We start from the raw sequence: 24,461 nt of genomic DNA on the forward strand, positions 1-24,461 counted from the left end.
GTGAACAACGGGCCGAGTTCAGGCGCCTGCTGCGCGCGCTTGATGAAGTCGTTGGACGCATCCGCGAGCCGTGCATAACCGACCGCGCCGCGATCCTCGATCTGCATCTTGAACCCGCCGAGCGTACCGAGGCCGAGCACCGGCGGCGGCGGGAACACCGCGACGAACGAGTCCTTCATCGCGCCGTATTGCTGGTTCAGCGCACCCGCGATCGCGCCCGCCGACAGCGCCTTGCCATGCCGTTCCGAGAACGGCTTCAGCGTGACGAACACGATGCCCGCGCTCGAGCTGTTCGTGAAGCCGTTCACCGACAGCCCCGGGAACGCAACCGCGCTCTCGACGCCCGGCTGCTTCAGCGCGATCGAGCCCATGTCGCGGATCACCTTCTCGGTGCGGTCGAGCGATGCACCGTTCGGCAACTGCGCGAACGCGATCAGGTATTCCTTGTCCTGCGCGGGCACGAAGCCGCCCGGCACCACCTTCGACACGAGCACGGTCGCGCCCACCAGCACGAGGTACACGCCCAGCATCAGCGTCTTGCGCGACAGCACGCCGCGCACGCCGCGGCCGTAGTTCTCCGCGCCGCGATGGAACACCTTGTTGAAGCCGCGGAAGAAGCCGCCGAGCACGCGGTTCATCACGCGCGTGAGCCAGTCTTCCTTGTCGCCATGGCCCTTCAGCAGGATCGCGGACAGCGCCGGCGACAGCGTCAGCGAGTTGAACGCCGAGATCACCGTCGAGATCGCGATGGTCATCGCGAACTGCTTGTAGAACTGGCCGGTCAAGCCCGACATGAACGCGAGCGGCACGAACACGGCGACGAGCGTCAGCGCGATCGCGATGATCGGCCCGCTCACTTCCTGCATCGCCTTGTAGGTCGCCTGTCGCGCGTTCATCCCGCTTTCGATGTTGCGCTCGACGTTCTCGACCACCACGATCGCATCGTCGACCACGATCCCGATCGCGAGCACCATCCCGAACAGCGACAACGCGTTGATCGAATAGCCGAACGCCAGCAGCAGCGAGAACGTGCCGATGATCGACACCGGCACCGCGATCAGCGGAATCAGCGACGCGCGCCAGGTCTGCAGGAACACGATCACGACGATCACGACCAGCGCGATCGCCTCGAGCAGCGTGTGCACGACCGCCTTGATCGACGAACGCACGAACTGCGTCGGGTCGTAGACGATCTTGTAGTCGACGCCCGCCGGCATGTCCTGCTTCAGCTCGGCCATCGTCTTGCGCACTTCGTCGGAGATCTGCAGCGAGTTCGCGCCCGGCGACTGGTTGATCGCCATCGCGACGGCCGGCTTGTTGTCGAGCAGCGAACGCAGCCCGTACTCGGATGCGTCGAGCTGGATCCGCGCGATGTCGCGCAGGCGCGTGACGCCGCCGTCCGGCGTCGTCTTCACGACGATGTCGCCGAACTCGTCTTCCGTCTGCAGGCGGCCGCGCGCGTTCACCGACAGCTGCAGCGGCGTGCCGGGCAGCGACGGCGACGCGCCGATCACGCCGGCCGCGACCTGCACGTTCTGTTCGCGGATCGCCTGCACGACGTCCTCGGCGGACAGCCCGCGCTGCGCGACCTTCTGCGGATCGAGCCAGACGCGCATCGCGTAGTCGCCCGATCCCCACAGCTGCACCTGGCCGACGCCCTGGATCCGCGACAGGCGATCCTTCACGTTGATCAGCGCGTAGTTGCGCAGGTAGGTCATGTCGTAGCGGTTGTCCGGCGAGATCAGGTGGACCACCATCGTCAGCGTCGGCGAGCTTTTCACCGTCGTGATGCCGAGCCGCTGCACGTCTTCCGGCAGGCGCGGCAGCGCCTGGTTCACGCGGTTCTGCACGAGCTGCGTGGCCTTGTCCGGATCGGTGCCGAGCTTGAACGTGACGGTGATCGTCATGTTGCCGTCGCTGTTCGCCTGCGACTGCATGTAGAGCATGTCCTCGACGCCGTTGATCTGCTCCTCGAGCGGCGACGCGACCGTCTCGGCGATCACTTTCGGGTTCGCGCCCGGATACTGCGCCTTCACGATCACGGAAGGCGGCACGACCTCCGGATATTCCGAGATCGGCAGCAGGAACATCGCGATCACCCCGCCGAGCAGGATGATCACCGATAGGACTCCTGCGAAGATGGGCCGGTCGATAAAGAATTTGGATATGTTCATGGATTGCTCTGTCTGGTTGAACGCGGATGCGAAGCGGCGTGCCGCTTACGAATCCGCCTTCGCCGATGCGGCCGGCTTCGCGTTGCTCGCGAGCGGCTCGGACGGCGCATCGCCGCCCGTCATCGGGACCATGTGCGGCTTCACCTGTTCGCCGGGGCGCACGCGCTGCGTACCGTTCACGACGACGCGATCGCCCGCCGACAGCCCGCTCACGATCACGCGCCGGTTGCCGTGCTGCATCCCCTGCTGCACCTCGCGATACGACACGCGGCCCTGCGCATCGACGACGAACACGAACTTCTTGTCCTGGTCGGTGTTGATCGCCGCGTCGTCGACCAGCAGCGCCTCGTGCGGCGCGCTGCCGCCCACCTTCACGCGTGCGTAGAGGCCCGGGACCAGCGTGCCGTCCGCGTTGTCGAAGCGCGCGCGCACGCGGATCGTGCCCGACGACGTGTCGAGCCGGTTGTCGACCGAATCGATCTCGCCGCTGCGCGAGTAGCCCGTCTCGTTCGCGAGGCCCAGCTCGACCGGTACCTTGCGGCCGTTGCGTGCGCCGTTGATGTACTGCAGGTAGGTCTGCTCGTCGGCGTCGAACGATGCGTAGATCGGCGACACCGACACGAGCGTCGTCAGCGGTGCGGCCGACGCACCGGCCGACACGACGTTGCCGAGCGTGATTTCCGCGCGCGATACGCGGCCCGACACCGGCGCGGTGATCCGCGTATAGCCGAGGTTGATGCGCGCCGTTTCCAGCGCGGCTTCGGCGGCCTTCAGGTTCGCCGTCGCCTCGCGGGCCGCGTTCTGCTTCTCGTCGTAGTCGCGCTTCGCGATCGCGTTGTCGCCGATCAGCCGCTGCGCGCGCTGCCAGTCGGTCTGCGCATAGCCGTTGCGCGCCTGCGCGGCGGCAAGCTGCGCGGCCGCCCGGTCGGTTTCCGCCTGGTACGGGCGCGGGTCGATCACGAACAGCACGTCGCCCTTCTTCACGAGCGCGCCGTCCTTGAAGTTCACCGCGACGATCGTGCCCGACACCTGCGGGCGCACGTCGACCTTCTCGACCGCTTCGAGGCGGCCCGAGTAGCTTTGCCAGTCGGTCACGGTTTGCGGCACGACGGTCGCGACGTCGACTTCGGGCAGCGGTGCGGCCGCCTTGTCGGGTGCGTTGGCGTTCACGCGCATCGCGCCGAACGTGCCGAGGCCGACGACGGCGAGCGTCACGATCGCCGCCGTCGCGATTCGGGAACGGGAGGTGCGTAGGATGGCCATGTGGATCTCCGGTAAGCGTGGATTGGTTCTGATTATTCGGAACGGGCCGGCTGGCGCGCCTGGAAGCGGCACTGGAAGAAGCGCACGGCTTCCTCGAACGCGGCTTCGTGCGTGGCGAGCGCGGCGTGCGTGATGTCCGGATAGCGGATCACCTGCGTGAGCACGCCCGACGAGATCAGGCAGCCCGCATATTTCTCCGCCTCGACGTGCAGCACGTCGTTCTGCGCCGTGACCACGAGCGTCGGCGGCAGCCCCGCGAGGCGCACCGATTCGAGCGGCGCCGCGTACGGGTGCATGCGCTGCGCCGCCTGCGGCAGATACGCGCGATAACAGGCCGCGCATTCGCGCGGTGTGATGTCGGACGCAAGACGCTCGGCGTCGCCCATGCGCGTCATGCTCGGGTCGAGCATCGGTCCGAACAGCGCCTGCGCGGCGATCGACACTTCGCCGCGATCGCGCGCGATGAACGCGAGGCAGTTGGCGAGCTGGCCGCCCGCGTCGTGGCCCGCGACACCGAGCTTCTTCGGGTTGCCGCCGAACGCGCGGGCGCGCGTCGCGACCCATACGGCCGCGCGATACGCATCCTCCGGCGCGGCCGGAAAAGGAAAGGCCGGCGCGAGCGAATAGTCGACCGACACGACGAGCGCCGGTAAGCGTTCTGCTAAATAACGCGCGGCGAAATCGGCGTCCTCGAGCGAACCGCGCACGAAGCCGCCGCCGTGAAAATAAAGCACTACTGGCAACCCGGTCTTGTCCGGCCGCCGGTAGAGGCGCAGCACGATGTCCTGCGCGTAGCCGGGAATTTCCACTTCCGCGACCGTCAGCGCCGCGCCCGCCGTGGCTTGCGCGGGCAGTGCGGCCTTCAGGAATTTGCTGAATTCAGAAGCGTCCATGACGATGCAGCATCCATTTCGAGATGGAACGAATTCTGGGTCCGGCAGACATCGGGATAAATGCCTATAATCCGGCAACACAATTCAACGCCCCCGAACAATCCGAGGCTGCGTTTACCCACGAGGTAGCGCAGCCTTGTCGTTCCGGGGGCTCATCGGGCCTGCTGCCTGCGGCGTTCACACGCGCCCCATCGGCTGGCGGGCCCCAGATTGCGGAGGTTGCGATGGACCGGCTTCAGGCCATGCAGGTGTTTACTCGCGTCGTCGATACGAGCAGCTTCACCAAGGCGGCGGAAACGCTCGGCTTGCCGCGGGCGTCCGTCACGACGATCATCCAGAATCTCGAAGCATTCCTCGGCGTGCGGCTGATGCACCGGACCACGCGCCGGCTGTCGCTCACCCCGGACGGCGCGGCGTACTACGAACGATGCGTGCGGATCCTCGCGGACGTCGAGGAAACCGAAGCGAGCTTCCAGGCCAACAACCGGAAGCCGCACGGAAAGTTGCGTATCGACATGCCGGGCTCGATCGGGCGGCTGCTCGTGATTCCGTCGCTGTGCGAATTTCATACGCGCTACCCGGACATCGACCTGCAGCTCGGCCTGTCCGACCGGCCGGTCGACCTGCTGCAGGAAGGCGTCGACTGCGTGATCCGCGTCGGCGCGCTGCAGGATTCGTCGCTCGTCGCGCGGCGGGTCGGCCTGTTCGAATGCGTGACGGTTGCCGCGCCGAACTATCTCGAGCGCTACGGCGAGCCGCAGACGATCGACGACCTGAGCCAGCACAAGGCCGTCAACTATTTCTCGAGCCGCACCGGCCGCACGATCGACTGGACCTTCCTGATCGAAGGCCAGGAAGTCGAGATGAAGATGGAAGGCATCGTGTCGGTGAACGATGCGGATGCGTACGTGACCTGCGGGCTCGAAGGCTTCGGGCTGGTTCAGCCGCCGCTGTTCATGGTGCTGCCGCACCTGCGCGAAGGCCGCCTCAAGGAAGTGCTGCCCGGCGTCAGGCCGCTGCCGATGCCGATCTCGGTGGTGTACCCGCACAGCCGCCACCTGTCGCCGAAGGTCCGCGTGTTCGTCGACTGGGTCGCCGAGGTGTTCGACCGCTGTCCGCTGCTGAGCGGCAAGGGCAGCCTCGACGCGACGTGCAGCAAGCGCACGTTCGAGGAAGCCGAACGCGCGCCGGTGCTCGACACGCCGGTCATCAACGAGTGGGTCGCCTGACCGTCTGAACCGCACGCGCGGGCTGCGAGGCCCGCGCGTCGTCCCGCCTTCGCGCCGCGCTCCGGCACCGCGCACCCGATCGTTCCCGAATCCGCAGCAATCCTTTGTGCCGCGCGCGACAGTCGCGCGCGGGCGTCGTCGCGTCTCGCCGCGGCTGCCCGAGAGGCCCCCCGCAGGCGGGTCCGGGCGATTCCGGAATCACCCTGCCGGCCGTGCGGATGTCGATTGTTCCTTTGCGACGACAAATCAATTCGCGTCTGCCGCATTTATCGCGACGGAGCAGATACCTAGAGTAAACCCTGTCGCGCACCTCGTTGCGCATCGAACGGACCCGCCTGACGGGGCCGGAGCCGGCGCCCAGGCGCTCGCTCGTATCGACACAGGAGTCTTGCCATGAACCGCCGCCATCTTCTCTCCGCCCTCGCGCTCACCCTCGCCGTATCCGCACCGGCCTTCGCCGATTCGGGCACGCCGCATGCCGGCGACTACGGCAACACGTCGTGGTACTCGCAGCACTACGGCCCGCGTACGCGCGCCGAAGTCAGCGCCGAAGTCGAGCAGGCGCGCAAGGACGGCACGCTCGCCTACCTGCGCAAGGCGAATTCGTACCCGCAAGGGCTCGAACTGGCGCAAGGGCCGTATCGCTCGATGCCGGAAAGCAACCAGCTCGCCGGCGGAGGCCGGTAAACGTACAACGCCGCGCGGCGGGTTGCCCCGCGCGCGGCGTCCCGACACCCCCTCGACGGCCCGTCGAGTCAGTCAGTTGCAGGAGTACATCATGAACGACCCGCTTCCTTCGCCGCTCGATCACTGGGACGACACCACGCCGGTGTGGACGCCGTTCCGTTCGGCGCCGCACGCGCATTGAGCGCCGGCCGGGGTGTCGCCCGGCCTCAACGGCGCGGCACGCCGTCGCGCCATTCGCCCCAGTGCGTCACGATGTCCTGCACGAGCGGATTGCCCGCGCGGTACAGGTTTTCGGTCGCCGGCGCGAAGCCGCCCTGGTCCGCGTAGTTCAGCAGGTTGTCGGCGCTCGTCTGCCCCGCATACGGCCGGTCGAAATCGGACCCGGTGCGCAGCACCGCCACACGCGACAGGTCGACCCGCTTCACGCTCGCCGCGCGCTTGAGCGCTTCGTACGTCGCGTTGTCTTCCTGCGCGGTCATGCAGTAGGTGCCCTTGCCGTCGGTCAGGATCTTCGTCCACTGGCGCGCGCGCTCGCCGATCAGCGTGCCCGAGAACCACGTGTTGCCCGACGACGTGTCGCACTGGATCACCGTCGGCGGCCGGTTGGCCGGCGCATACGTGAACTTCGCGCGCGCGGCCTGCGCCTGTGCGCTGTCGGCGAGCACGACGTTGCGCGACAGCGCGTACGCGGCGTCGGTCAGTTGCGGGTTGAGCTGGAACACTTCGGTGCGATAGTCGAGCGGCGGCTTGTCGTTCGGGCTCTTCGTGTTGATGCCGAGATAGCCCGTATTCCAGCCGGCCGGAATCTCGCGCGCATCGAGCTCCCACTGCAGGCTGAAATCGACGAGGTACTTCGACCACGCGGCCGACCCGACGGTACCTTGCGCCGGGTCGACGCCCGCGATGCCGGAAACCAGGAAGTACGTGCGGCGCAGATCGAAGCGCTGCGAGAACGTGAGCGCCATGATCGTCGCGGACGCGTTCGCGTAGCCCATGCCGGTCGTCACCACGCACACGTCCTGCTTGTTGCAGTGAACGTTCGGGTAATCGGGCGACAGGCCCGGCACGGCGATGTCGCGCCACGGACCGAGCCGGTCGAGCCATGCCTGGCCCTCCGGCCCGAACATCGTGACGATCATGACCTTGACCGGGCGGCCCTGTGCACCGGTCTCGGCGAATGCATTGTTGCCCTGGCTGTCCTGCGCGATCGACGGTGCGGTTGCGCAGGCCGCGAGCGAGAATGCGGCGGCGGAAAGGATGGAGCGAGTCAGCATCGGCGTTCCTTGTTTCGATGATGTTGGGTGAGAACGGCTCTCGGAGACTGCGCGACGGAGTATAGAACGGGCATGCGCAATGCGGAACCCGACTACGAAACGGCCGCGGGCATTCCGGTGCGGATCGGGCGATCCGGGCGCGCGACGAACGCGGCATCCGCCCGCGCAACATGATCAGGAATGCTATCCGGTCGACCCGCACGCGCATCGGCCGGCTGACCGCTACAGCCGAGCCAGGCCCGCCACCCCGTAACCGAGCACGACCAGCGCCGCGACCACGTGGCTCGCCGCCAGCAGCCCCGGCGACTTCACGATCCGGCCGATCGCGCTCCCGCCGAACGCAAACACGAGCTGCCCCGTCAGGCTGCCGGCAAACACGCAAGCGGCGCCGAGCAGCCAGTGCCGATGCGCGCCGGCGGCGGCCGTCGCATAGCCGTAGAACAACAGGATCGTCAGCGGATTCGCCAGCGTGACGAAGAACATCGACACAAACGGTCGGCTGCCCGGCGGCCGCGCATCGCCGTCGAGCGTGCGGCGGCGATCCCGCACGGCCTGCCACAGCATCCGCGCGCCCATCGCGAGCAACACGAGCGCGCCGACCAGGCGGAACAGCGGCAGATGCGCGGCGAGCGTACCGGCGAGCATCGCGCCGAGCGTGAAAGCGACGAGCGCGTAGCAGCCGTCGGCCGTCGCGACGCCGACCGCCGCGCACACGCCGCTTGCGGTGCCGGCGCGCATGCCGTAGTTCGCGATCAGCAGCGCCACGGGCCCGACCGACAGCGCGATCGTCAGCCCGAACAGGAAGTCGTTCATCGGTCGCCGATGCCTTCGATGACGGAAGGCATCGACCCTGGCAACCGCAAACGACGAGCCTCCGTCATGCGACGTCGACGCGGGCGGGCCCGTCCGCCATCTCGCCGATCACCACCGCGCGGTCGAAACCGTCGGCACGGAAACACGCGAGCACCTCGTCGACGGCTTCGGGTGCGCACGCAACCAGCAGGCCGCCGGAGGTCTGCGGATCGGTCAGCAGCGCCTGCGCGACGGGCGGCAGCGTGTCGGCCAGCCGTACGTCGGCGCCGTATGCGGCCCAGTTGCGGCCCGACGCGCCGGTCAGCACGCCGTCGGCGACGAACGCCTCGACGCCCGCGAGCCACGGCAGCGATGCGTAGTGCACGCGCGCGGTGAGCTGCGCGCCGCGCGCCAGTTCGAGCGTATGGCCGAGCAGCCCGAAGCCCGTGACGTCGGTCAGCGCATGCACGCCCGGCAGCGCGGCGAGCTCGGCGCCCGGCCGGTTCAGCTGGGTGGCGGTCGCGACCATCTGTGCGTAACCGGCATCGTCGAGCCGGTTCTTCTTCAGCGCGGCCGACAGCACGCCGACGCCGAGCGGCTTGCCGAGCACGAGCACGTCGCCCGCGCGCGCGGCCGCATTGCGCTTCACGCGCGACGGATGCACGACGCCGATCGCCGCGAGCCCGTAGATCGGTTCGACCGAGTCGATCGAATGGCCGCCCGCGACCGGAATGCCCGCCTCCGCGCACACCGATTCGCCGCCGCGCAGCACGGCCGCGATCGTCTCGTGCGGCAGCACGTTGATCGGCATGCCGACCAGCGCGAGCGCGAGGATCGGCTTGCCGCCCATCGCATAGACGTCGGACAGCGCGTTGGTGGCCGCGATGCGGCCGAAGTCGAACGGATCGTCGACGATCGGCATGAAGAAGTCGGTGGTCGCGACGATCGCCTGCTCGTCGTTGAGGCGGTAGACGGCCGCGTCGTCGGACGTCTCGGTGCCGACCAGCAGATCCGGGAACAGCGCGGGCGGCGTCGCGCGCTTCAGCAGCTCGGACAGCACGCCCGGCGCGATCTTGCAGCCGCAGCCGCCGCCGTGCGACAGGCTCGTGAGACGCGGAACGGCGGGCTGGGATGGGGTGGCTTCGGTCATCGTCGGCATCCGGTGAATAACAACACGCCATTATCGACAATTCCGCGCGAGCGCGCGCAATCCCGACATAATGACGGCGCCCCTGACCCTGCCCGTCACGCCCTTCTCCCATGGACCACCTCTTCATCGGCCTCGTGCTGTGCTCCGCCCTGCTGCACGCCATCTGGAACGCCTTCCTCCACGTCAGCGAAGACCGGCTCGTGCAGCTCGGCACGATGTCGCTGCCGTATTTCGCGTTCGGCGCCGTCGGCGCCGCGCTGCTGCCCGCGCCGGCGCCCGCGTCGTGGCCGTACATTGCCGCGTCGGCCGCGCTCGAGGTCGGGTACTGCTTCACGCTGGCGCGCGCGTACCGCAGCGGCGAGTTCGGGCAGATCTATCCGATCGCGCGCGGGATGTCGCCGTTGCTCGTGTCGATCCTCGCGTTCGCGATCCTGCACGAGCAGCCGACGCCGTTCGGCTTCGCGGGCATCGCGATGGTGTCGTTCGGCATCATGTCGCTCGCGCTGCGGCGCGGCTTCCGGTTCTCCGGGGAAGGCGTGCCCTACGCGCTGCTCACCGGCGTGTTCATCGCTGCGTACTCGATCTGCGACGGGATCGGCTCGCGCATGTCGGGCAGCGTGCTCGGCTACATCGCTTGGGTGTTCCTGCTGTGGAGCATTCCGCAGATGGTGCTGGTGTGCGCGCTGCGCGGCGGCCCGCGCGTCGTGCTCGGCTCGCGCGCCGGGCTGCGGCAGGGGGCGATCGCCGGCACGCTCTCGCTCGCCGCCTATGGCACCGCGATCCTCGCGTACCGTCACCTGCCGGTCGCGACCGTGTCGGCGCTGCGCGAGACCAGCTCGATCTTCGCGGTGCTGATCGGCTGGCTCGCGATGCGCGAGCGGCCCGGCGCGAAACGGCTCGTCGCGTGCGCGCTGGTCGTCACCGGCGCGGTGCTGATCCGGATGTAACCGCCGCGCGCACGCCGCGACACGCGTCAGAACTTGTGGCGGATGCCCGTCACCGCGACGATCTGCGTGCGCGTGCTCGACGGATTCGAGATCCCCTCGATCGCGGCCACCGCGTTCGCCGAGGCGCGCTGGTAGAACGCGTTCACGTAGACGTCGGTGCGCTTCGACAGGAAATACTGCGCACCGACGCTCGTCTGCAGGTAGTGGGAACTCGGCTTCGGCCCCTGTGACGCGAGCACCTGCGTATAGGTTTCGCCGAGCGCGAACTGCAGCGCGGGCGTCATCAGGTAGCGCACGCTGCCCTCGTAGTTGTTGAAGCGCATCGCGCCGCCCGTCTGCAGGTTGAACAGCGAGCTCGTGTACAGCAGCCCGAACGTCGCGGCGCCCCACGCATACGCGCCGCCCGCGCCCCAGATCTGCTGGCGCGTCACGCCCTTGATGAACGTGTAATAGTTGTCCGACGCGACCGCGCCGGTCGTGTCGAGCGCCGGATGGTCGACGCGCACATAGGCCGCGCCGAGTTGCAGCGGCCCGTTCTCGTAACTCGTGCCGAGACTCCACACGCGGTTTTGCGCGAACGACGTCGAATTCGAGAAGCCGTACAGGCCGACCGCGTGCAGGCCGTACCAGGTGGGCGTCTGGTACTGCACCGAGTTGTTGGTGCGGAACGTGTTGTTCAGGTCGTCGGTGTCGAACGGATGCAGCGCGTACTGCGTGAGCGCGGTGGTCGCGCCGATCTGCAGCGGCTCCAGCACTTCCTGCGCGGCGTTGTACTGGCGGCCCATCGTCAGCGTGCCCCAGCGGTCGTCTTCCAGCCCCACGTACGCGCGGCGCCCGAACAGCCGGCCGCCCTGGCTCGCGGCGCCGCTCTCGATGTTGAAGCCGTTCTCGAGCCGGAACACCGCGCGCGTGCCGCCGCCGAGTTCCTCCTTGCCGAGCAGCCCCCAGCGCGTGCCCTGCTCGTTGCCGCCGGTCGCCTGCCACGCCGCGTGCCCGTTCTGGTTGTTCGTGTAGGTGATCCCCGAATCGACCACGCCGTACAGCGTCACGCTCGACTGCGCCTGCGCATGCGTCGCACCCGCCGCCATTGCGATACCCGCCAGCGCGACCGCCATCCCTTTCCGCTTCATCTCCAGCCCCTTTTTTGTCGATTGAATATGGGGAGCGATTTATTTCGCCCCGCAACGTGTTTTATTGAATAAAACATCGTCTTATTCATTGTCGAATTCGTCGATTTGAGGCGTCAAGCGGCGCCAAAAATCGCATGCGGGCATCAAATGACCTTGAGCAGCAAGGCGTTTCGAGGAATGAAACAGTCCCAATAACGGCGGGCCTGACGGGCCGATCGCAACACGCAATCCCGGTATCGCAAAAAGCCCTTGACCGCAATTTTCAGTCGTTGTGAAATATTGATACGCTGTTTTAATGATTAAAACCAACGAACGAGACATCTCGCGAAACTAGGTAAAGAACCTGATCCCCATGCTGACGTTTAATTGCAACACCGCGGCCGCCGGCGCGGCGCCCGCGCATGTCGTCACCCCGCCGACGGCGCCGGCCCTGCCGATCGTCGTCGACTCGCCGCACAGCGGCATCGCCTATCCGCCGGACTTCGCCACCGTCGCCCCCGACGACGCAATCCGCACGACGTGGGACGCGTACATCGACGAACTGTGGGCGGGCGCGCCCGCGCGCGGCGGCACGCTGCTCGCCGCGACGTTCCCGCGCGCATACATCGATCCGAACCGCGCGGAAACCGACATCGACGCGATGCTGCTTGCCGAGCCGTGGCCCGAGCCGCTGTCGCCGCAGCCGTATACGCAGCGCGGGATGGGGCTGATCCGCCGCGACGCGCTGCCCGGCGTGCCGCTGTACGACCGCAAGCTGTCGCTCGCCGAGGTGCGCCACCGGATCGACGCGTACTACCGGCCTTACCGCCGCGCGCTCGCCGCCATCGCCGAGCCGCTGCATGCCGCGCACGGCGCGCTGTGGCACATCGACTGCCATTCGATGAAGTCGCGCGGCAACGCGATGAACGTCGACGCGGGCGCACTGCGGCCGGACGTCGTCGTCAGCGACCGGCGCGGCACGACCGCCGACCCGGCCTTCACCGCATGGACCGCGCAATGGTTCGCCGACGCCGGCTATCGCGTGCAGGTCAACGACCCGTACCAGGGCGGCGACCTGCTGAACGCGCTTGCCGATCCGGCCCGGCGGCGCCATGGCATCCAGATCGAATTCAACCGCGCGCTGTATATGGACGAAGCCGCGTTCGCGAAGCACGTGGGCTTCGCCGCGCTGAAGCGCTCGGTGGACGCGTACCTCGACGCGCTCGCCGATTACGTGCGCGCGCGCATCGCAGCGCCGGGAGGCACCGCATGACGACCTATATCGTCGACGCCGTCGACAGTGCGCTGAAACTGCTGACCTACGTGGCCGAGCATCCGAACCTCGGCGTGACCGAACTCGCGTCACAACTCGGCATCAACAAGTCGCGCACGTACCGGATGCTGTGCACGCTCGAACTGCACCGCTTCGTCGTGCAGGACCCGCGCACGTCCACCTATGCGCTCGGCCCGCAGGCGTTCGTGATCGGCGTGGCCGCGTCGCAGCAGAACGCGCTCGTGCGCGCCGCGCACCGGCACATGCTCGCGCTCAACCAGGCGATCAACGAGACCGTCGTGCTGCGCGTGCGCGAAGGGCTCGAATCGGTGTGCGTCGCGCGATGCGAGACGACGCACGCGGTGCGCACCGTCGGCGCGGTCGGCAACCGCCGGCCGATCGATTTCGGCGCATCGGGCAAGGTGCTGCTCGCGTTCGCGCCCGACGCGGTGCGCGACGAATACCTCGCGCAACTGCGCCGGAACGCCCGGGCCGACGCGCCGGCGACGCTCGAGGGCGAACTCGACGCGGTCGCGCGCAAGGGCTATGCGGTGAGCAGCGGCGAGGTGACGCCCGGCGCGGTCGGGATCGCGGTGCCGGTGCGCGACCTGACGGGCGCGACGGTCGCCTCCGTCAGCGTGACGGGCCCCGAGGTGCGCGTGAGCCACGCCGACATTCCCGACTATCTCGAACGCCTGCAGGCGTGCAGCCTCGCCATTTCCGCCGAACTCGGCTACGTCCCGGCGCGCGCCGCGCTGCAACCGGCCTGACGGCCCGCTCCTTCTTCGACGAGGATCCGATGTCCGCCTCTTCCCCGAACCCGGTCGGCGCGCACGGCGCCGACACCGCCGCGTGCGCGGCCGACCAGCCGGCGGCGAGCGCCGGTCATGCGCCGCATCCGCACGGCAAGATGCTGCACCCGGTCGTGATGATGCTGTGGGTGCTGGCCGCCGCGATCGCGCTCACGTGGCTCGTCGACTCGGGCCAGTTCGCGCGCAACGGCCGGCTCGTCGTGCCGGGCACCTACCACGTGGTGCCGAAGACGACTGCGCTCGCGACGCTCGTCGCGCCGGCCGTGAGCCACAGCACGTCCGCGCACGCGCTGCCCGCGAGCCTCGTCTCCGCGTTCGTCGCGGTGCCGGAAGGGCTGCTGAAGAACGCGCCGCTGATCGTGATGGTGATGTTCGTCGGCGGGATGTTCGGCGTGATGCGCCGCACCGGCGTCGTCGATGCCGGCATCGACCGGCTGCTGCAGCTCACCGGCAACAACGCGTACCTGCTGACGCCGATGCTGATGATCCTGATCGGGCTCGGCAGCACGCTGCTCGGCTTCATCTCCGAGTACCTCGTGATCATTCCGATGGTGGTCGTGATCGCCCGGCGCCTCGGCCTGTCCGACCTGTTCGCGGTCGCGCTCGTCGCAATCGCCGCAAAGATCGGCTATATCGCGTCGGTCACGAATCCGCTCGCGCTCGCCGTCGCGCAGCCGCTCGTCGGCGTGCCGCTGTTCAGCGGCGTCGCGCTGCGCGCCGTCGTATTCGTCGTGTTCCTGACGATCGGCATCCTGTACCTGCTGCGCTACGTGCGCAACAGCGGCTACCGGGCCGGGCAGACCGCCGAAGGGCATGCCGCGCACACGGCCGCGAAGCTGTCGCTGCGCCACAAGGCGACGCTGGCCGTGTTCGCCGCGGCGGTCGCGATGCTGATCTACGGCACGCGCGAGCTGAAGTGGGGCAATGTCGAGCTGGCGGCGTTCTACACGGCCGTGAGCATCGCGACGGCCATCATCGGCGGGCTCGATTCGCGCAGCGCGGCCGACGCGTTCGTCGACGGGATGAAGAACATGATGCTCGCCGCCCTGCTGATGGGGCTCGCCGCCTCCGTCGAACTGCTGCTGCAGAACAGCCTCGTGCTCGATACGCTGATCCACTTCTTCACGCGGCTCGCGGACGGGCAGTCGCCGGTGTGGGTCGCCAACGGGCTGATGGGCGTGCAGATGGTGCTCGACGTCTTCATTCCGTCGGTGTCGGGCAAGGCCGCGGTCAGCATGCCGATCATCGGGCCGATCGCGCAGCTCTCGGGCGTGAGCGGGCAGACGTCGGTGCTCGCGTTCGTGCTCGGCGGCGGACTGACGAACCTCGTCACGCCGACGTCGGGGATGCTGCTGGCCTACCTCGCGACCGCGCGCGTCGACTTCGGCGCATGGATCCGCTTCGTGCTGCCGCTGTTCCTGACGCTGCTCGCGCTGTCGTGCGTCGCGCTGACGTTCGCGGTGTGGACCGGGTATTGAGGTTCGGCCGCGCGCCCGATCCCGCCTTCTCCGTGCGCCCGCTCCGCCTTTTTCCGCGCGCCGCGTAAAGCGGGTTTGCCGACGCCCCGGAGCCAGGCGTCGCCTCCCGATGCCGCGGCCGGGCCCCGCGCTCAGGCCAACGCGACCGCGCCGCCGAACGCCCGCTCGTCGATCGCCTCGGCGAGCGTGGCAAACGCGGTCGCGATCTCGTCCTCCGGCACGCACGCATAGCCGAGCAGCAGCCCCGACGCCGCGCGCGTGCGGTCCGCGTAATAGCCGGACAGCGGCCGCACCACGATATTGCGTTCGAGCGCGGCCTGCGCGACCGCGCGATCGTCGACGCCTTGCGGCAATTGCGTCACCAGATGCAGCCCCGCGTCGCTGCCGAGCGCGTGCAGCGTGTCGCCGTAGCGCCGCGCGACCGCGTCGAGCAGCACCTCGCGGCGCTGCCCGTACAGCGTGCGCATCTTGCGGATATGCGACACGAAGTGCCCTTCCGCGATGAATTCCGCGAGCACGGCCTGCTGCAGCAATTGCCCTTCGCGATACAGCTCGGCGCTCGCGGTCGCGAAGCTTTCCGCGAGCGGCTCCGGCGCGACCAGATAGCCGACCCGCAACCCGGGGAACAGCGTCTTGCCGAAACTGCCGACGTAAATCACCTGCCCGGCCGTATCGAGCCCCTGCAGCGACGCAAGCGGCCGGCTGCCGTAGCGGAATTCGCTGTCGTAATCGTCCTCGATGATCCAGCAACCGTGCTGGCGCGCGTATTCGAGCAGCATGCGCCGCCGCGCGAGGCTCATCACCATGCCGAGCGGATACTGGTGCGACGGCGTGACGAGCATCAGCTTCGGCGGTTCGGCGAGATCGGCGGCCGACGGCGCGATGCCTTCGTCGTCGACCGGAACCGGCCGCGTCTTGAGCCCCGACACGTTCAGCACGCTGCGCACGCCCCAGTAGCACGGATCCTCGGTCCAGATCGCGTCGCCCGGGTCGGTCAGCAACCGCACCGCGAGGTCGATCGACTGGTGGATGCCGGTCGTGATCACGATCTGCTCGGGCGTGCAGCGCACCGACCGCGACGTGCGCAGGTAGTCGGCCAGCGCCTCGCGCAGCAGCGCGAGCCCGCCGCCCGGCGCGTAAGTCAGCAGATCGGGGCGCAGGCGCCGCCAGTACTTGTTGTGCAGCCGCGTCCACACGCGCGCCGGAAAGCGCGACACATCGGGCACGCCCGGCATGAACGCGCCGCCCTGGCGCTTCGACACACCGGCCCCTTCGACGAGCCGCGTGCCGCGCGCCGACAGCCGCCGCGCGGACGAAGGCAGCATGACGGCCGGGCCGGCCGCCGCGTCGGGCGGCGCGCCGACGATCTCGTCCGGCGCGCTGTCGGCCACGAACGTGCCGCGGCCCGTCGCCGAGTTCACGTAGCCTTCGAGCGCAAGCTGTTCGTAAACCTGCGTGACCGTATTGCGCGCGATCCCGAGCTCGGCGGCCAGCAGCCGCGACGACGGCACGCGTGTGCCGGCCGGCAGTTCGCGCGACAGGATCGCCTGTTGCAGCAGCCGGTGAAGCTGCCGGTAGATCGGCTGTTCGCCGCCGCGCACGAGGCGCTGCGCCAGCCAGTCCGACAACACGCTCGCGCGCATGATTGGCTCCTGTATATTTATTGAAATGGCTCTGATTGCCAGAGCCAAATGTGATTATATTCCCCTGCATGGGCTGCCAAGGCGCCCGATTCCCTACTCACCGGAAAGAACATCAAGGAGATGACCGTGAAGAATGCCGACCTGCAGGCCCGCAAGAACGCCGCCACCCCGCGCGGCGTCGGCGTGATGTGCGATTTCTACGCCGCCCGCGCCGAGAACGCGGAGCTGTGGGATGTCGAAGGCCGCCGCTTCATCGATTTCGCCGCCGGCATCGCGGTGCTGAACACCGGCCACCGCCACCCGAAGATCGTCAAGGCGATCGCGGATCAGCTGAACAGCTTCACGCACACCGCCTACCAGATCGTCCCGTACGCGTCTTACGTGGAACTGGCCGAGAAGATCAACGCGCGTGCGCCGGGCGATTTCCCGAAGAAGACCGCGTTCTTCACGACCGGCGCCGAAGCCGTCGAAAACGCGATCAAGATCGCGCGCGCCGCGACCGGCCGTCCGGGCGTGATCGCATTCTCGGGCGGCTTCCACGGCCGCACGATGATGGGCATGGCGCTGACCGGCAAGGTCGCCCCGTACAAGCTGAACTTCGGCCCGTTCCCGGGCGACGTGTTCCACGCCCCGTACCCGAACGCCGTGCACGGCGTGACGACGGCCGACTCGATCAAGGCGATCGAGATGCTGTTCAAGGCCGACATCGATCCGAAGCGCGTTGCCGCGATCATCTTCGAACCGGTCCAGGGCGAAGGCGGCTTCAACCCGGCGCCGGCCGAATTCGTGCGCGCGCTGCGCAAGATCTGTAACGAACACGGCATCCTGCTGATCGCCGACGAAGTGCAGACGGGCTTCGCGCGCACCGGCAAGCTGTTCGCGATGCAGCACTACGACGTGCTGGCCGACCTGATCACGATGGCGAAGAGCCTGGCGGGCGGCATGCCGCTGTCGGGCGTCGTCGGCCGTGCCGACGTGATGGACGCGGCAGCCCCCGGCGGCCTCGGCGGCACGTACGCGGGCAACCCGCTGGCGGTCGCGTCGGCGCACGCGGTGCTCGAGATCATCGACGAAGAGAAGCTGTGCGAGCGCGCCACGCAACTCGGCGACGTGCTGAAGGCGAAGCTGAACGCGCTGCAGGCCGACGTGCCGCAGATCGCCGACGTGCGCGGCCCGGGCGCGATGATCGCGGTCGAGTTCCTGAAGCCGGGCTCGGGCGAGCCGGATGCCGAGTTCACGAAGCGCGTGCAGACCCGCGCGCTCGAACGCGGCCTGCTGCTGCTCGTGTGCGGCGTGTACTCGAACGTCGTGCGCTTCCTGTTCCCGCTGACGATCCCGCAAGCCGTGTTCGACGAAGCGCTCGCGATCCTCGAGGAAGTGCTGAAGGAAACGGTCGGCGTGCCGGCCTGAGTTCCCTTCGACTTCAATTGAATGCGCCGCCGCCGTCTTCACGACGGCGGCGGCCGTTTCATCCGTCCATTTCAAAGCAGGTGATGCATATGAGCACGGTTCAGGAAACCCTGGCACTGAAAGACCCGTCGCTGTTCCGCCAGCAGGCGTACGTCAACGGCGAATGGCAAGGCGCGACGAACGGCGAGACGTTCGAAGTCCGCAACCCGGCGACGGGCGGCCTGCTCGGCACCGTGCCGGCGATGGGCACGGCCGAGACGCGTCACGCGATCGAAGCCGCGAACGCCGCATGGCCGGCGTGGCGCAAGAAGACCGCGAAGGAACGCGCGGTCATCCTGCGCAAGTGGCACGACCTGATGATGGAAAACGCCGACGACCTCGCGCTGATCCTGACGACCGAGCAGGGCAAGTCGCTGGCCGAAGCGAAAGGCGAGATCGGCTATGCCGCATCGTTCCTCGAATGGTTCGCCGAAGAAGGCAAGCGCGTGTACGGCGACACGATCCCGACGCCGGCGAGCGACAAGCGCATCGTCGTGACGAAGGAAGCGATCGGCGTGTGCGCGGCGATCACGCCGTGGAACTTCCCGGCGGCGATGATCACGCGCAAGGTCGGCCCGGCGCTCGCCGCAGGCTGCCCGATCGTCGTGAAGCCGGCCGAGGCGACGCCGTTCTCGGCACTCGCGATGGCCGTGCTGGCCGAGCGCGCGGGTGTGCCGGCCGGTGTGTTCAGCGTCGTCACGGGCGACCCGAAGGCGATCGGCGGCGAGCTGACGTCCAACCCGATCGTGCGCAAGCTGTCGTTCACCGGTTCGACGCCGGTCGGCCGCCTGCTGATGTCGCAATGCGCGGCGACGGTCAAGAAGGTCTCGCTGGAACTCGGCGGCAACGCGCCGTTCATCGTGTTCGACGACGCCGATCTCGACGCGGCCGTGCAGGGCGCGATCGCGTCGAAGTACCGCAACAGCGGCCAGACCTGCGTGTGCACGAACCGCTTCTACGTGCATGAGGCGGTGTACGACCAGTTCGCGCAGAAGCTCGCGGCGGCGGTCGGCCAGTTGAAGGTCGGACGCGGCACCGATCCGGGCGTCACCCAAGGCCCGCTGATCAACGAAGCGGCGGTGCTGAAGGTCGAGGCGCACATCGAGGACGCGCTCGCGAAGGGCGCGACCGTCGTGACGGGCGGCAAGCGCCACGCGCTCGGCCACGGCTTCTTCGAGCCGACCGTTCTGACGGGCGTCACGCCGGCGATGAAGGTCGCGAAGGAAGAGACGTTCGGGCCGCTCGCGCCGCTGTTCAAGTTCGGCAGCGACGACGAGGTGATCCGCCTCGCGAACGACACCGAGTTCGGTCTCGCCGCGTACTTCTACAGCCGCGACATCGGCCGCGTGTGGAAGGTTGCGGAAGCGCTCGAATACGGGATGGTGGGCGTGAACACGGGCCTGATCTCGAACGAAGTCGCGCCGTTCGGCGGCGTGAAGCAGTCGGGCCTCGGCCGCGAAGGCTCGCACTATGGCATCGACGACTACGTCGTGATCAAGTACCTCTGCCTGGCCGTCTGACGGTTCAGGGCCTGCCGCCTCGGCGACGGGCCCTGACCGCCCGGCCGGAACCGGGCGGTCCGACGCGGGCCGGCGTCCCTCTCCGTCGCGCCCGCGTCATCTCTCATCTCGCTGCGCACGAGATCGGCCCGCACTGCGCACTCGATTCCGACGTTGCATCCGCCGATACCTCATATCGCGCGCGACTATCCCTCTAGTCTCGTTTCTCGCTCCGCTGCAAGCCGCTGGATTGAGTGCTCCGTCTCGATCCGGGGTGTCCGCGCATGAACATTTCCCGACGGTCTCGTGTGCGCAGAGTCAGCGCACTCACGTGCCGTTCGATCCGGATGCGAAGTGACACACGTCAACAGTCGCCGGCATGATTTACGGGTAGGCCACCGCCCAGCCGCTTTCTGCCGAACCCTCCCTCGCCTCGGCGTCAACGATCGTTTCACATCACCCACTTCTGTCGCACTTCAAAACAAAATCGTACTCATCCTATAGACAAGGAAAATCTCACAGGTCACCGTCCATAGCTTGTCCTTGCATAAGGTATCCAAGTCCATGGAAGAGGAATATGCCGCCGGCCGTCGCAGCTGAAGACGCCACAGCCGATCAATACTCGTTTCATGACCCGGAGTCAGCCGATCCGGTCTTTACCCACTTCGATTGAGGAGATAGCCATGAGCCGACGGGCAGTCAGGATCGGCGACCCGACAACGACAGGTGGAGTCGTCGTCAGTGGTTCGTCAAACATGTTCAGCAACAGCAAAACCATTGCCGTAGACGGTGACCAGGCGACGTGCGGAAATTGCGCGGGAACGTTTCCGATAGTTGGCAGCGCGGTACGCTTGATATCTCGCGGGAGATGCTTGGCTTTGGAGGGCGACGCGGTACTCTGCCCGTGCGGGCAAAACCTGCTCATCGCTGGCAGCGATTGCACTTTTTTCTACAGCGATGGCAACAGTGGCCGCGGCAACGCACACTCAACGACCACGCGCTCTGCATTCGCACCCGCCCGGCATGTAATCGCATCGGACACACATGACGAACAGTATGTACTACGCGAAGCAGAGAGCGGGCGACCGCTCGCGTACGTTCCCTATCGGATTCGCCTGTCATCCGGAAAGATATTCACCGGCGTGACAGACGCGGCAGGCCACACGCAACGCGTCACGACAGTGTATGCAGAATCGCTCAAGTTCGAGATAGCAAGGAGTGGAAATGCCGCATCCTGAAGACGACTACGTGCTGGTACACGACACGGCCATGACGAACACAAGGCCCGGTTCCAAGGTGTATGTCGATATCAACACGAAGCCGATATGCCCGAACATGAGCAATGAAGCGTTCAGAAAGATCGTAATACGCGCTCGCGACGAAGCCGTCCATCTGATTAATGCTCGCATTGCAGCGCTAGCGAGATGGGACGCGGGAGAACAAGCACGGGTCACAACTTATTTTGGGCGCGCCAACGCGCAGGTTCGCACCACGTTGTCGGCCGGCCTTCCACGACTGCGCTCCGCGATGCAAGAGTTAGTGCCAGAAAAAATTGTTCGATGGGACAGCGAAACCAGCAGGAATCTATCTTGCGCAGTCGTACCTGACAGCAACCAAAACCGTGCCGCCGTTTGCAAGCCCGACTCCGACAAGCGAATCATTGCCATTTACTCTTCATTTTGCAGCAACTCGTTTGGCGAGTTATATCATGAGGCACAAATAAAGATACTAATTCACGAGTGCACTCACTTCATCGACACATTCGATTCGGATGACATCATGTATGGAAACAGCGAATCCGGAATGAAGATTTTCGCAATGAAAAATCCGGATCTCGCCATGAGCAATGCCGACAGCATTACCGGATACATAGCAACCTTTGACAAGACAATCGAATAATGAGCCGAAATTCCTTCAAATCCGGCGTTGCAGCCTGTACGCTTACTCTGTCGACAATGCTATCGAACGTGGCGATGGCATGCACAATAGGTGAGGAAGCGCGGCTGCAACTTCCACTCAACGCAACCACACTTTCCAATGCGGACAGAGTGACGATAGCCGATAGCGTCATCGAGGCAAAGAAATGGCCTGACGTGAAAATTCAAGCAATAGTAATTTCAGGCGCCTTTGTTCACGAGAAAAACATCGAAAAATTGAAGACCATGCGCGGAGAAAACATAAAAGATTACTTAAAACAGCTAGGCATCAATGCCGATCACATCTTCATCGACAAAAAGACATTCACCGATGAAATGATTACACGACGGCCTGACGGAACAATAAAAACCAATCAGATAGTCGTGGAATTTACGCCGATATGCAAAGGTAGCTGCGCATGGATGTGCAACGACCCTCGCGTAACACCACACAGCAAACTCATCGATCGCTGATCCCTGAACGCTCGCGCATGCACATGCGCTCATTCCGAAACGCCGACAGTGCCGCGGGTACGATATCGATGGCGACTAAACTCTTCGCCGCCGCGCTCGTATTGAGCCGCGCAGATGCAGCGCTCGCCTGTGACGGCGCGTCGAACATGCCCGCCCATTACATCGATATAGTTTTCAATGCTGATTCGAGCGCGATTTCTCCAACCGAACTGTCGCGGTTGCCGGTATGGTCGAGCGACATGCGCAAGTGCTTTCCGATCCTTGATACGGTGTGGCTTATCGGACTGGCCGAACAAACCGAACATAATGCGCAGCAGCTTGCAACGCAACGAGCGGAAAACGTGATGGCAGTGCTGGATCAGCATTCGATCCGTGGCGAGAAAAGCGCTCTGGCAGGGAAAATTTTCAAGCCGGACGAGTTCGGTCAATCCGGGCGACGCGTCGAGGTGAACGTCAGTTCCGGATGCCCCGGCCACCGTTGCCCGAACCCGAATCCCGTACCGAGTGCGCCGTGACGTAGCACGACGCCCCCCGACGCCGGCCCGCGCAACGCGGGCCGCCTTCCTCGCACATCCCCGCGATCACCTGAACACGTTCACCGCATCCACCAGCCGCGTCGCCTGCTGCTTCAAACTCTCGGACGCCGCGGCGCTCTGCTCGACCAGCGCCGCATTCTGCTGCGTGATGTTGTCCAGATGCACGACCGCCTGGTCGACCTGCGCGACCCCCGTGCTCTGCTCCGCCGTCGACGAGCTGATCTCCGCGATCAGGTCCGACACGCGCCGCACCTGCGTGACGATGTCCTCCATCGTCTTGCCCGCGCCGTCGACGATCCGCGCACCCGATTCGACCCGTTCGACGCTCGCGCCGATCAGCGTCTTGATCTCCTTCGCCGCATTCGCGCTGCGTTGCGCGAGCGCGCGCACCTCGCCCGCCACGACCGCGAAACCGCGCCCCTGGTCGCCCGCGCGCGCCGCCTCGACCGCCGCATTCAACGCCAGGATGTTGGTCTGGAACGCGATGCTGTCGATCACGCCGATGATGTCCGCGATCTTGCGCGAGCTGGCGGTGATGTCGTTCATCGTCGCGACGACCTCGTTCACCGCCTGACCGCCGCGCCCGGCCGCTTCGCTCGCCGACACCGACAACTGGTTCGCCTGCAGCGCCGTCTCCGCATTGCTCGACACGGTCGCCGTCATCTCGGCCATCGACGCGGCCGTCTGCTGCACGCTCGTCGACGCCTGCTCGGTGCGCGCGCTCAGGTCGTTGTTGCCCTGCGCGATCTCGTTGCTCGCGCGCTGTACGTTGTGCACCTGTTCGCTGACGTCGTCGACGAGCCAGCGGAACATCAGCCCGAGCTGGTTGATCGTGCGCAGCGTCATGCCGATCTCGTCCACGCGGTTCATCCGCACGCCGCGCCGGCTCTCGCCGGTCGCGACGTTCAGCGCCGCGTCGCGCAACTGCATGAGCGGACGCGCGATCTGCGCATCGAGCCACAGCCCCGCGGCCGCGGCGGCGCCCGCCGTCACCGCCGCGAACGCCGCAAGCCCGCCGCCGGTCAGCCCGCACGCCCACCCGCCGGCCATCACGACCGGCGCGAGCACGCACAGCGATGCATGGAGCCGCGTGCGCACCGACATCGTCTGGAACAGCGACGCGAAGCCGGCCAGCCCCTTGCGGACGACCAGCCCCTTGTGGAAATGGCGGTTGCCCGCCTGTCCTTCGCGGAAGGTCTTGTACAGCGCTTCGGCCGCCGCGATCTCGTCGCGCGAAGCCTTCGTGCGCACCGACATGTAGCCCGTCGGCTCGCCGTTGCGCATGACGGGAATCGCGTTCGCACGCACCCAGTAGTGATCGCCGTTCTTGCGGCGGTTCTTCACGAGCGCGGTCCACGGCTCGCCGCCCTTGAGCGTCGCCCACATGTCGGCGAACGCCTCCTTCGGCATGTCCGGGTGGCGCACGACGTTATGCGGCTGGCCTTCGATCTCTTCGGGAGAAAATCCACTGACCTGGATGAATGCCGCATTCGCGTACGTAATGTAGCTGTTCGCGTCAGTGGTCGACATCAACGTCGCGTCTTCGGGAAAATCGAATTCGCGTTGCGTGACGGGTTGATTATTGCGCATGGTGTGGAGCTCCGGGTAACGGATCTTGCGTCCGCTTGTCGATTGAATCGAGACCCCGCGCAATACGGCCTGGCCGTATGCGCATGAATCTGACTCCTGCGCTTTCGGCATATTCGGCAAAAACATTATGGTGTATCAGTGAAAACATTCATTAGACGCGCATCATCCTGCTTTTACCAAAACATTCATTTATTGATGAAATGGAAAGCAAGACCAGGCAAGGGTTTGGCGGCTATTCATCTGATTATTATGCGCCATTCTTTAAAATCGACT

21 protein-coding genes are annotated in these 24,461 nt (G+C 66.5%); 12 read left to right on the forward strand and 9 right to left on the reverse strand.

The window, feature by feature from the left end:
• The 3 genes from ceoB to GQ57_RS28460 all read right to left on the reverse strand — a co-directional run.
• Window positions 1-2,174, reverse strand: a 2,174-nt coding sequence (gene ceoB, locus GQ57_RS28450) for a multidrug efflux RND transporter permease subunit CeoB (protein ID WP_034199662.1), incomplete at its 3' end; no start/stop codon positions are given.
• Between the two features lie 45 nt (window positions 2,175-2,219).
• Entirely contained in the window at window positions 2,220-3,437 is a 1,218-nt protein-coding gene (ceoA, locus tag GQ57_RS28455) for a multidrug efflux RND transporter periplasmic adaptor subunit CeoA (protein ID WP_031401782.1), read from the reverse strand.
• A gap of 32 nt (window positions 3,438-3,469) precedes the next feature.
• Window positions 3,470-4,330 carry an alpha/beta hydrolase gene (locus GQ57_RS28460; protein ID WP_031401783.1) on the reverse strand — a complete coding sequence of 287 codons (861 nt, stop codon included), beginning with the start codon at window positions 4,328-4,330 and terminating at the stop codon, window positions 3,470-3,472.
• A gap of 224 nt (window positions 4,331-4,554) precedes the next feature.
• Between GQ57_RS28460 and ceoR the strand changes: the two genes are divergently transcribed.
• Both ceoR and GQ57_RS28470 read left to right on the forward strand, forming a co-directional pair.
• The gene (gene ceoR, locus GQ57_RS28465) at window positions 4,555-5,559 is read left to right on the forward strand and encodes a putative multidrug efflux transcriptional regulator CeoR (RefSeq protein WP_031401784.1); all 1,005 of its coding nucleotides are present in this window, start codon (window positions 4,555-4,557) and stop codon (window positions 5,557-5,559) included.
• 393 nt (window positions 5,560-5,952) lie between these two features.
• Window positions 5,953-6,246 carry a DUF4148 domain-containing protein gene (locus GQ57_RS28470; RefSeq protein ID WP_027790465.1) on the forward strand — a complete coding sequence of 98 codons (294 nt, stop codon included), beginning with the start codon at window positions 5,953-5,955 and terminating at the stop codon, window positions 6,244-6,246.
• Window positions 6,247-6,452: 206 nt separating this feature from the next.
• Here GQ57_RS28470 and GQ57_RS28475 read toward each other — a convergent pair whose 3' ends face one another.
• From GQ57_RS28475 to selD, 3 genes are all read right to left on the reverse strand, one after another.
• Window positions 6,453-7,520: a purine-nucleoside phosphorylase gene (locus tag GQ57_RS28475; protein WP_031401785.1), complete on the reverse strand. Its 1,068-nt coding sequence runs from the start codon at window positions 7,518-7,520 to the stop codon at window positions 6,453-6,455.
• Between the two features lie 222 nt (window positions 7,521-7,742).
• Window positions 7,743-8,333, reverse strand: coding sequence for a LysE family translocator (locus tag GQ57_RS28480; RefSeq protein WP_031401786.1), 591 nt, complete (start codon window positions 8,331-8,333; stop codon window positions 7,743-7,745).
• A gap of 64 nt (window positions 8,334-8,397) precedes the next feature.
• Window positions 8,398-9,462 carry a selenide, water dikinase SelD gene (selD, locus tag GQ57_RS28485; protein ID WP_031401787.1) on the reverse strand — a complete coding sequence of 355 codons (1,065 nt, stop codon included), beginning with the start codon at window positions 9,460-9,462 and terminating at the stop codon, window positions 8,398-8,400.
• Between the two features lie 110 nt (window positions 9,463-9,572).
• Here selD and GQ57_RS28490 point away from each other — a divergent pair, with 110 nt between their 5' ends.
• Window positions 9,573-10,409, forward strand: a complete 837-nt coding sequence (locus GQ57_RS28490; protein ID WP_031401788.1) for a DMT family transporter — start codon at window positions 9,573-9,575, stop codon at window positions 10,407-10,409.
• A gap of 26 nt (window positions 10,410-10,435) precedes the next feature.
• On the opposite strand, the gene GQ57_RS28495 is transcribed toward GQ57_RS28490, so the two are convergent.
• Window positions 10,436-11,539: a porin gene (locus GQ57_RS28495; protein WP_031401789.1), complete on the reverse strand. Its 1,104-nt coding sequence runs from the start codon at window positions 11,537-11,539 to the stop codon at window positions 10,436-10,438.
• A 352-nt stretch (window positions 11,540-11,891) separates the two neighbouring features.
• Between GQ57_RS28495 and GQ57_RS28500 the strand changes: the two genes are divergently transcribed.
• From GQ57_RS28500 to GQ57_RS28510, 3 genes are read left to right on the forward strand one after another with little or no spacing between them, the layout of a single operon-like run.
• Window positions 11,892-12,791, forward strand: a complete 900-nt coding sequence (locus tag GQ57_RS28500; RefSeq protein WP_031401790.1) for an N-formylglutamate amidohydrolase — start codon at window positions 11,892-11,894, stop codon at window positions 12,789-12,791.
• A complete protein-coding gene (locus tag GQ57_RS28505; protein WP_031401791.1) occupies window positions 12,788-13,561 on the forward strand; it encodes an IclR family transcriptional regulator in 774 nt (257 codons plus the stop codon). Before GQ57_RS28500 ends, GQ57_RS28505 begins: the two co-directional genes overlap by 4 nt.
• A gap of 29 nt (window positions 13,562-13,590) precedes the next feature.
• Window positions 13,591-15,081, forward strand: a complete 1,491-nt coding sequence (locus GQ57_RS28510; RefSeq protein ID WP_034199640.1) for a YfcC family protein — start codon at window positions 13,591-13,593, stop codon at window positions 15,079-15,081.
• A 131-nt stretch (window positions 15,082-15,212) separates the two neighbouring features.
• Here the strand turns inward: GQ57_RS28510 and pdxR are convergent, their stop codons facing one another.
• Window positions 15,213-16,724: a MocR-like pyridoxine biosynthesis transcription factor PdxR gene (gene pdxR, locus GQ57_RS28515; RefSeq protein ID WP_031401793.1), complete on the reverse strand. Its 1,512-nt coding sequence runs from the start codon at window positions 16,722-16,724 to the stop codon at window positions 15,213-15,215.
• Between the two features lie 126 nt (window positions 16,725-16,850).
• Between pdxR and GQ57_RS28520 the strand changes: the two genes are divergently transcribed.
• The 6 genes from GQ57_RS28520 to GQ57_RS40340 all read left to right on the forward strand — a co-directional run bounded on the left by GQ57_RS28520 (window position 16,851) and on the right by GQ57_RS40340 (window position 22,577).
• Window positions 16,851-18,134, forward strand: a complete 1,284-nt coding sequence (locus GQ57_RS28520) for a 4-aminobutyrate--2-oxoglutarate transaminase (protein WP_031401794.1) — start codon at window positions 16,851-16,853, stop codon at window positions 18,132-18,134.
• Window positions 18,135-18,223: 89 nt separating this feature from the next.
• On the forward strand, window positions 18,224-19,693 hold the full coding sequence (gabD, locus tag GQ57_RS28525) for an NADP-dependent succinate-semialdehyde dehydrogenase (protein ID WP_034199641.1): 1,470 nt from the start codon (window positions 18,224-18,226) through the stop codon (window positions 19,691-19,693).
• A gap of 662 nt (window positions 19,694-20,355) precedes the next feature.
• Complete coding sequence (locus GQ57_RS40325; RefSeq protein WP_081896789.1) at window positions 20,356-20,910, forward strand: PAAR domain-containing protein; 555 nt, start codon at window positions 20,356-20,358, stop codon at window positions 20,908-20,910.
• Window positions 20,897-21,571, forward strand: coding sequence for a M35 family metallo-endopeptidase (locus tag GQ57_RS40330; RefSeq protein ID WP_075123046.1), 675 nt, complete (start codon window positions 20,897-20,899; stop codon window positions 21,569-21,571). Before GQ57_RS40325 ends, GQ57_RS40330 begins: the two co-directional genes overlap by 14 nt.
• Entirely contained in the window at window positions 21,571-22,062 is a 492-nt protein-coding gene (locus tag GQ57_RS40335; protein WP_081896790.1) for a hypothetical protein, read from the forward strand. Before GQ57_RS40330 ends, GQ57_RS40335 begins: the two co-directional genes overlap by 1 nt.
• Before the next feature lie 68 nt (window positions 22,063-22,130).
• Window positions 22,131-22,577, forward strand: coding sequence for a hypothetical protein (locus GQ57_RS40340; protein ID WP_081896792.1), 447 nt, complete (start codon window positions 22,131-22,133; stop codon window positions 22,575-22,577).
• A gap of 66 nt (window positions 22,578-22,643) precedes the next feature.
• On the opposite strand, the gene GQ57_RS28530 is transcribed toward GQ57_RS40340, so the two are convergent.
• Window positions 22,644-24,188 (reverse strand): methyl-accepting chemotaxis protein, encoded by a 1,545-nt coding sequence (locus GQ57_RS28530; protein WP_034199642.1) that lies wholly within the window; start codon window positions 24,186-24,188, stop codon window positions 22,644-22,646.
• Between the last annotated feature and the right edge of the window lie 273 nt (window positions 24,189-24,461).

The organism is Burkholderia sp. MSh2 (assembly GCF_000731655.1).
In the GTDB taxonomy this organism is placed as follows: Bacteria; Pseudomonadota; Gammaproteobacteria; order Burkholderiales; family Burkholderiaceae; genus Burkholderia; species Burkholderia paludis.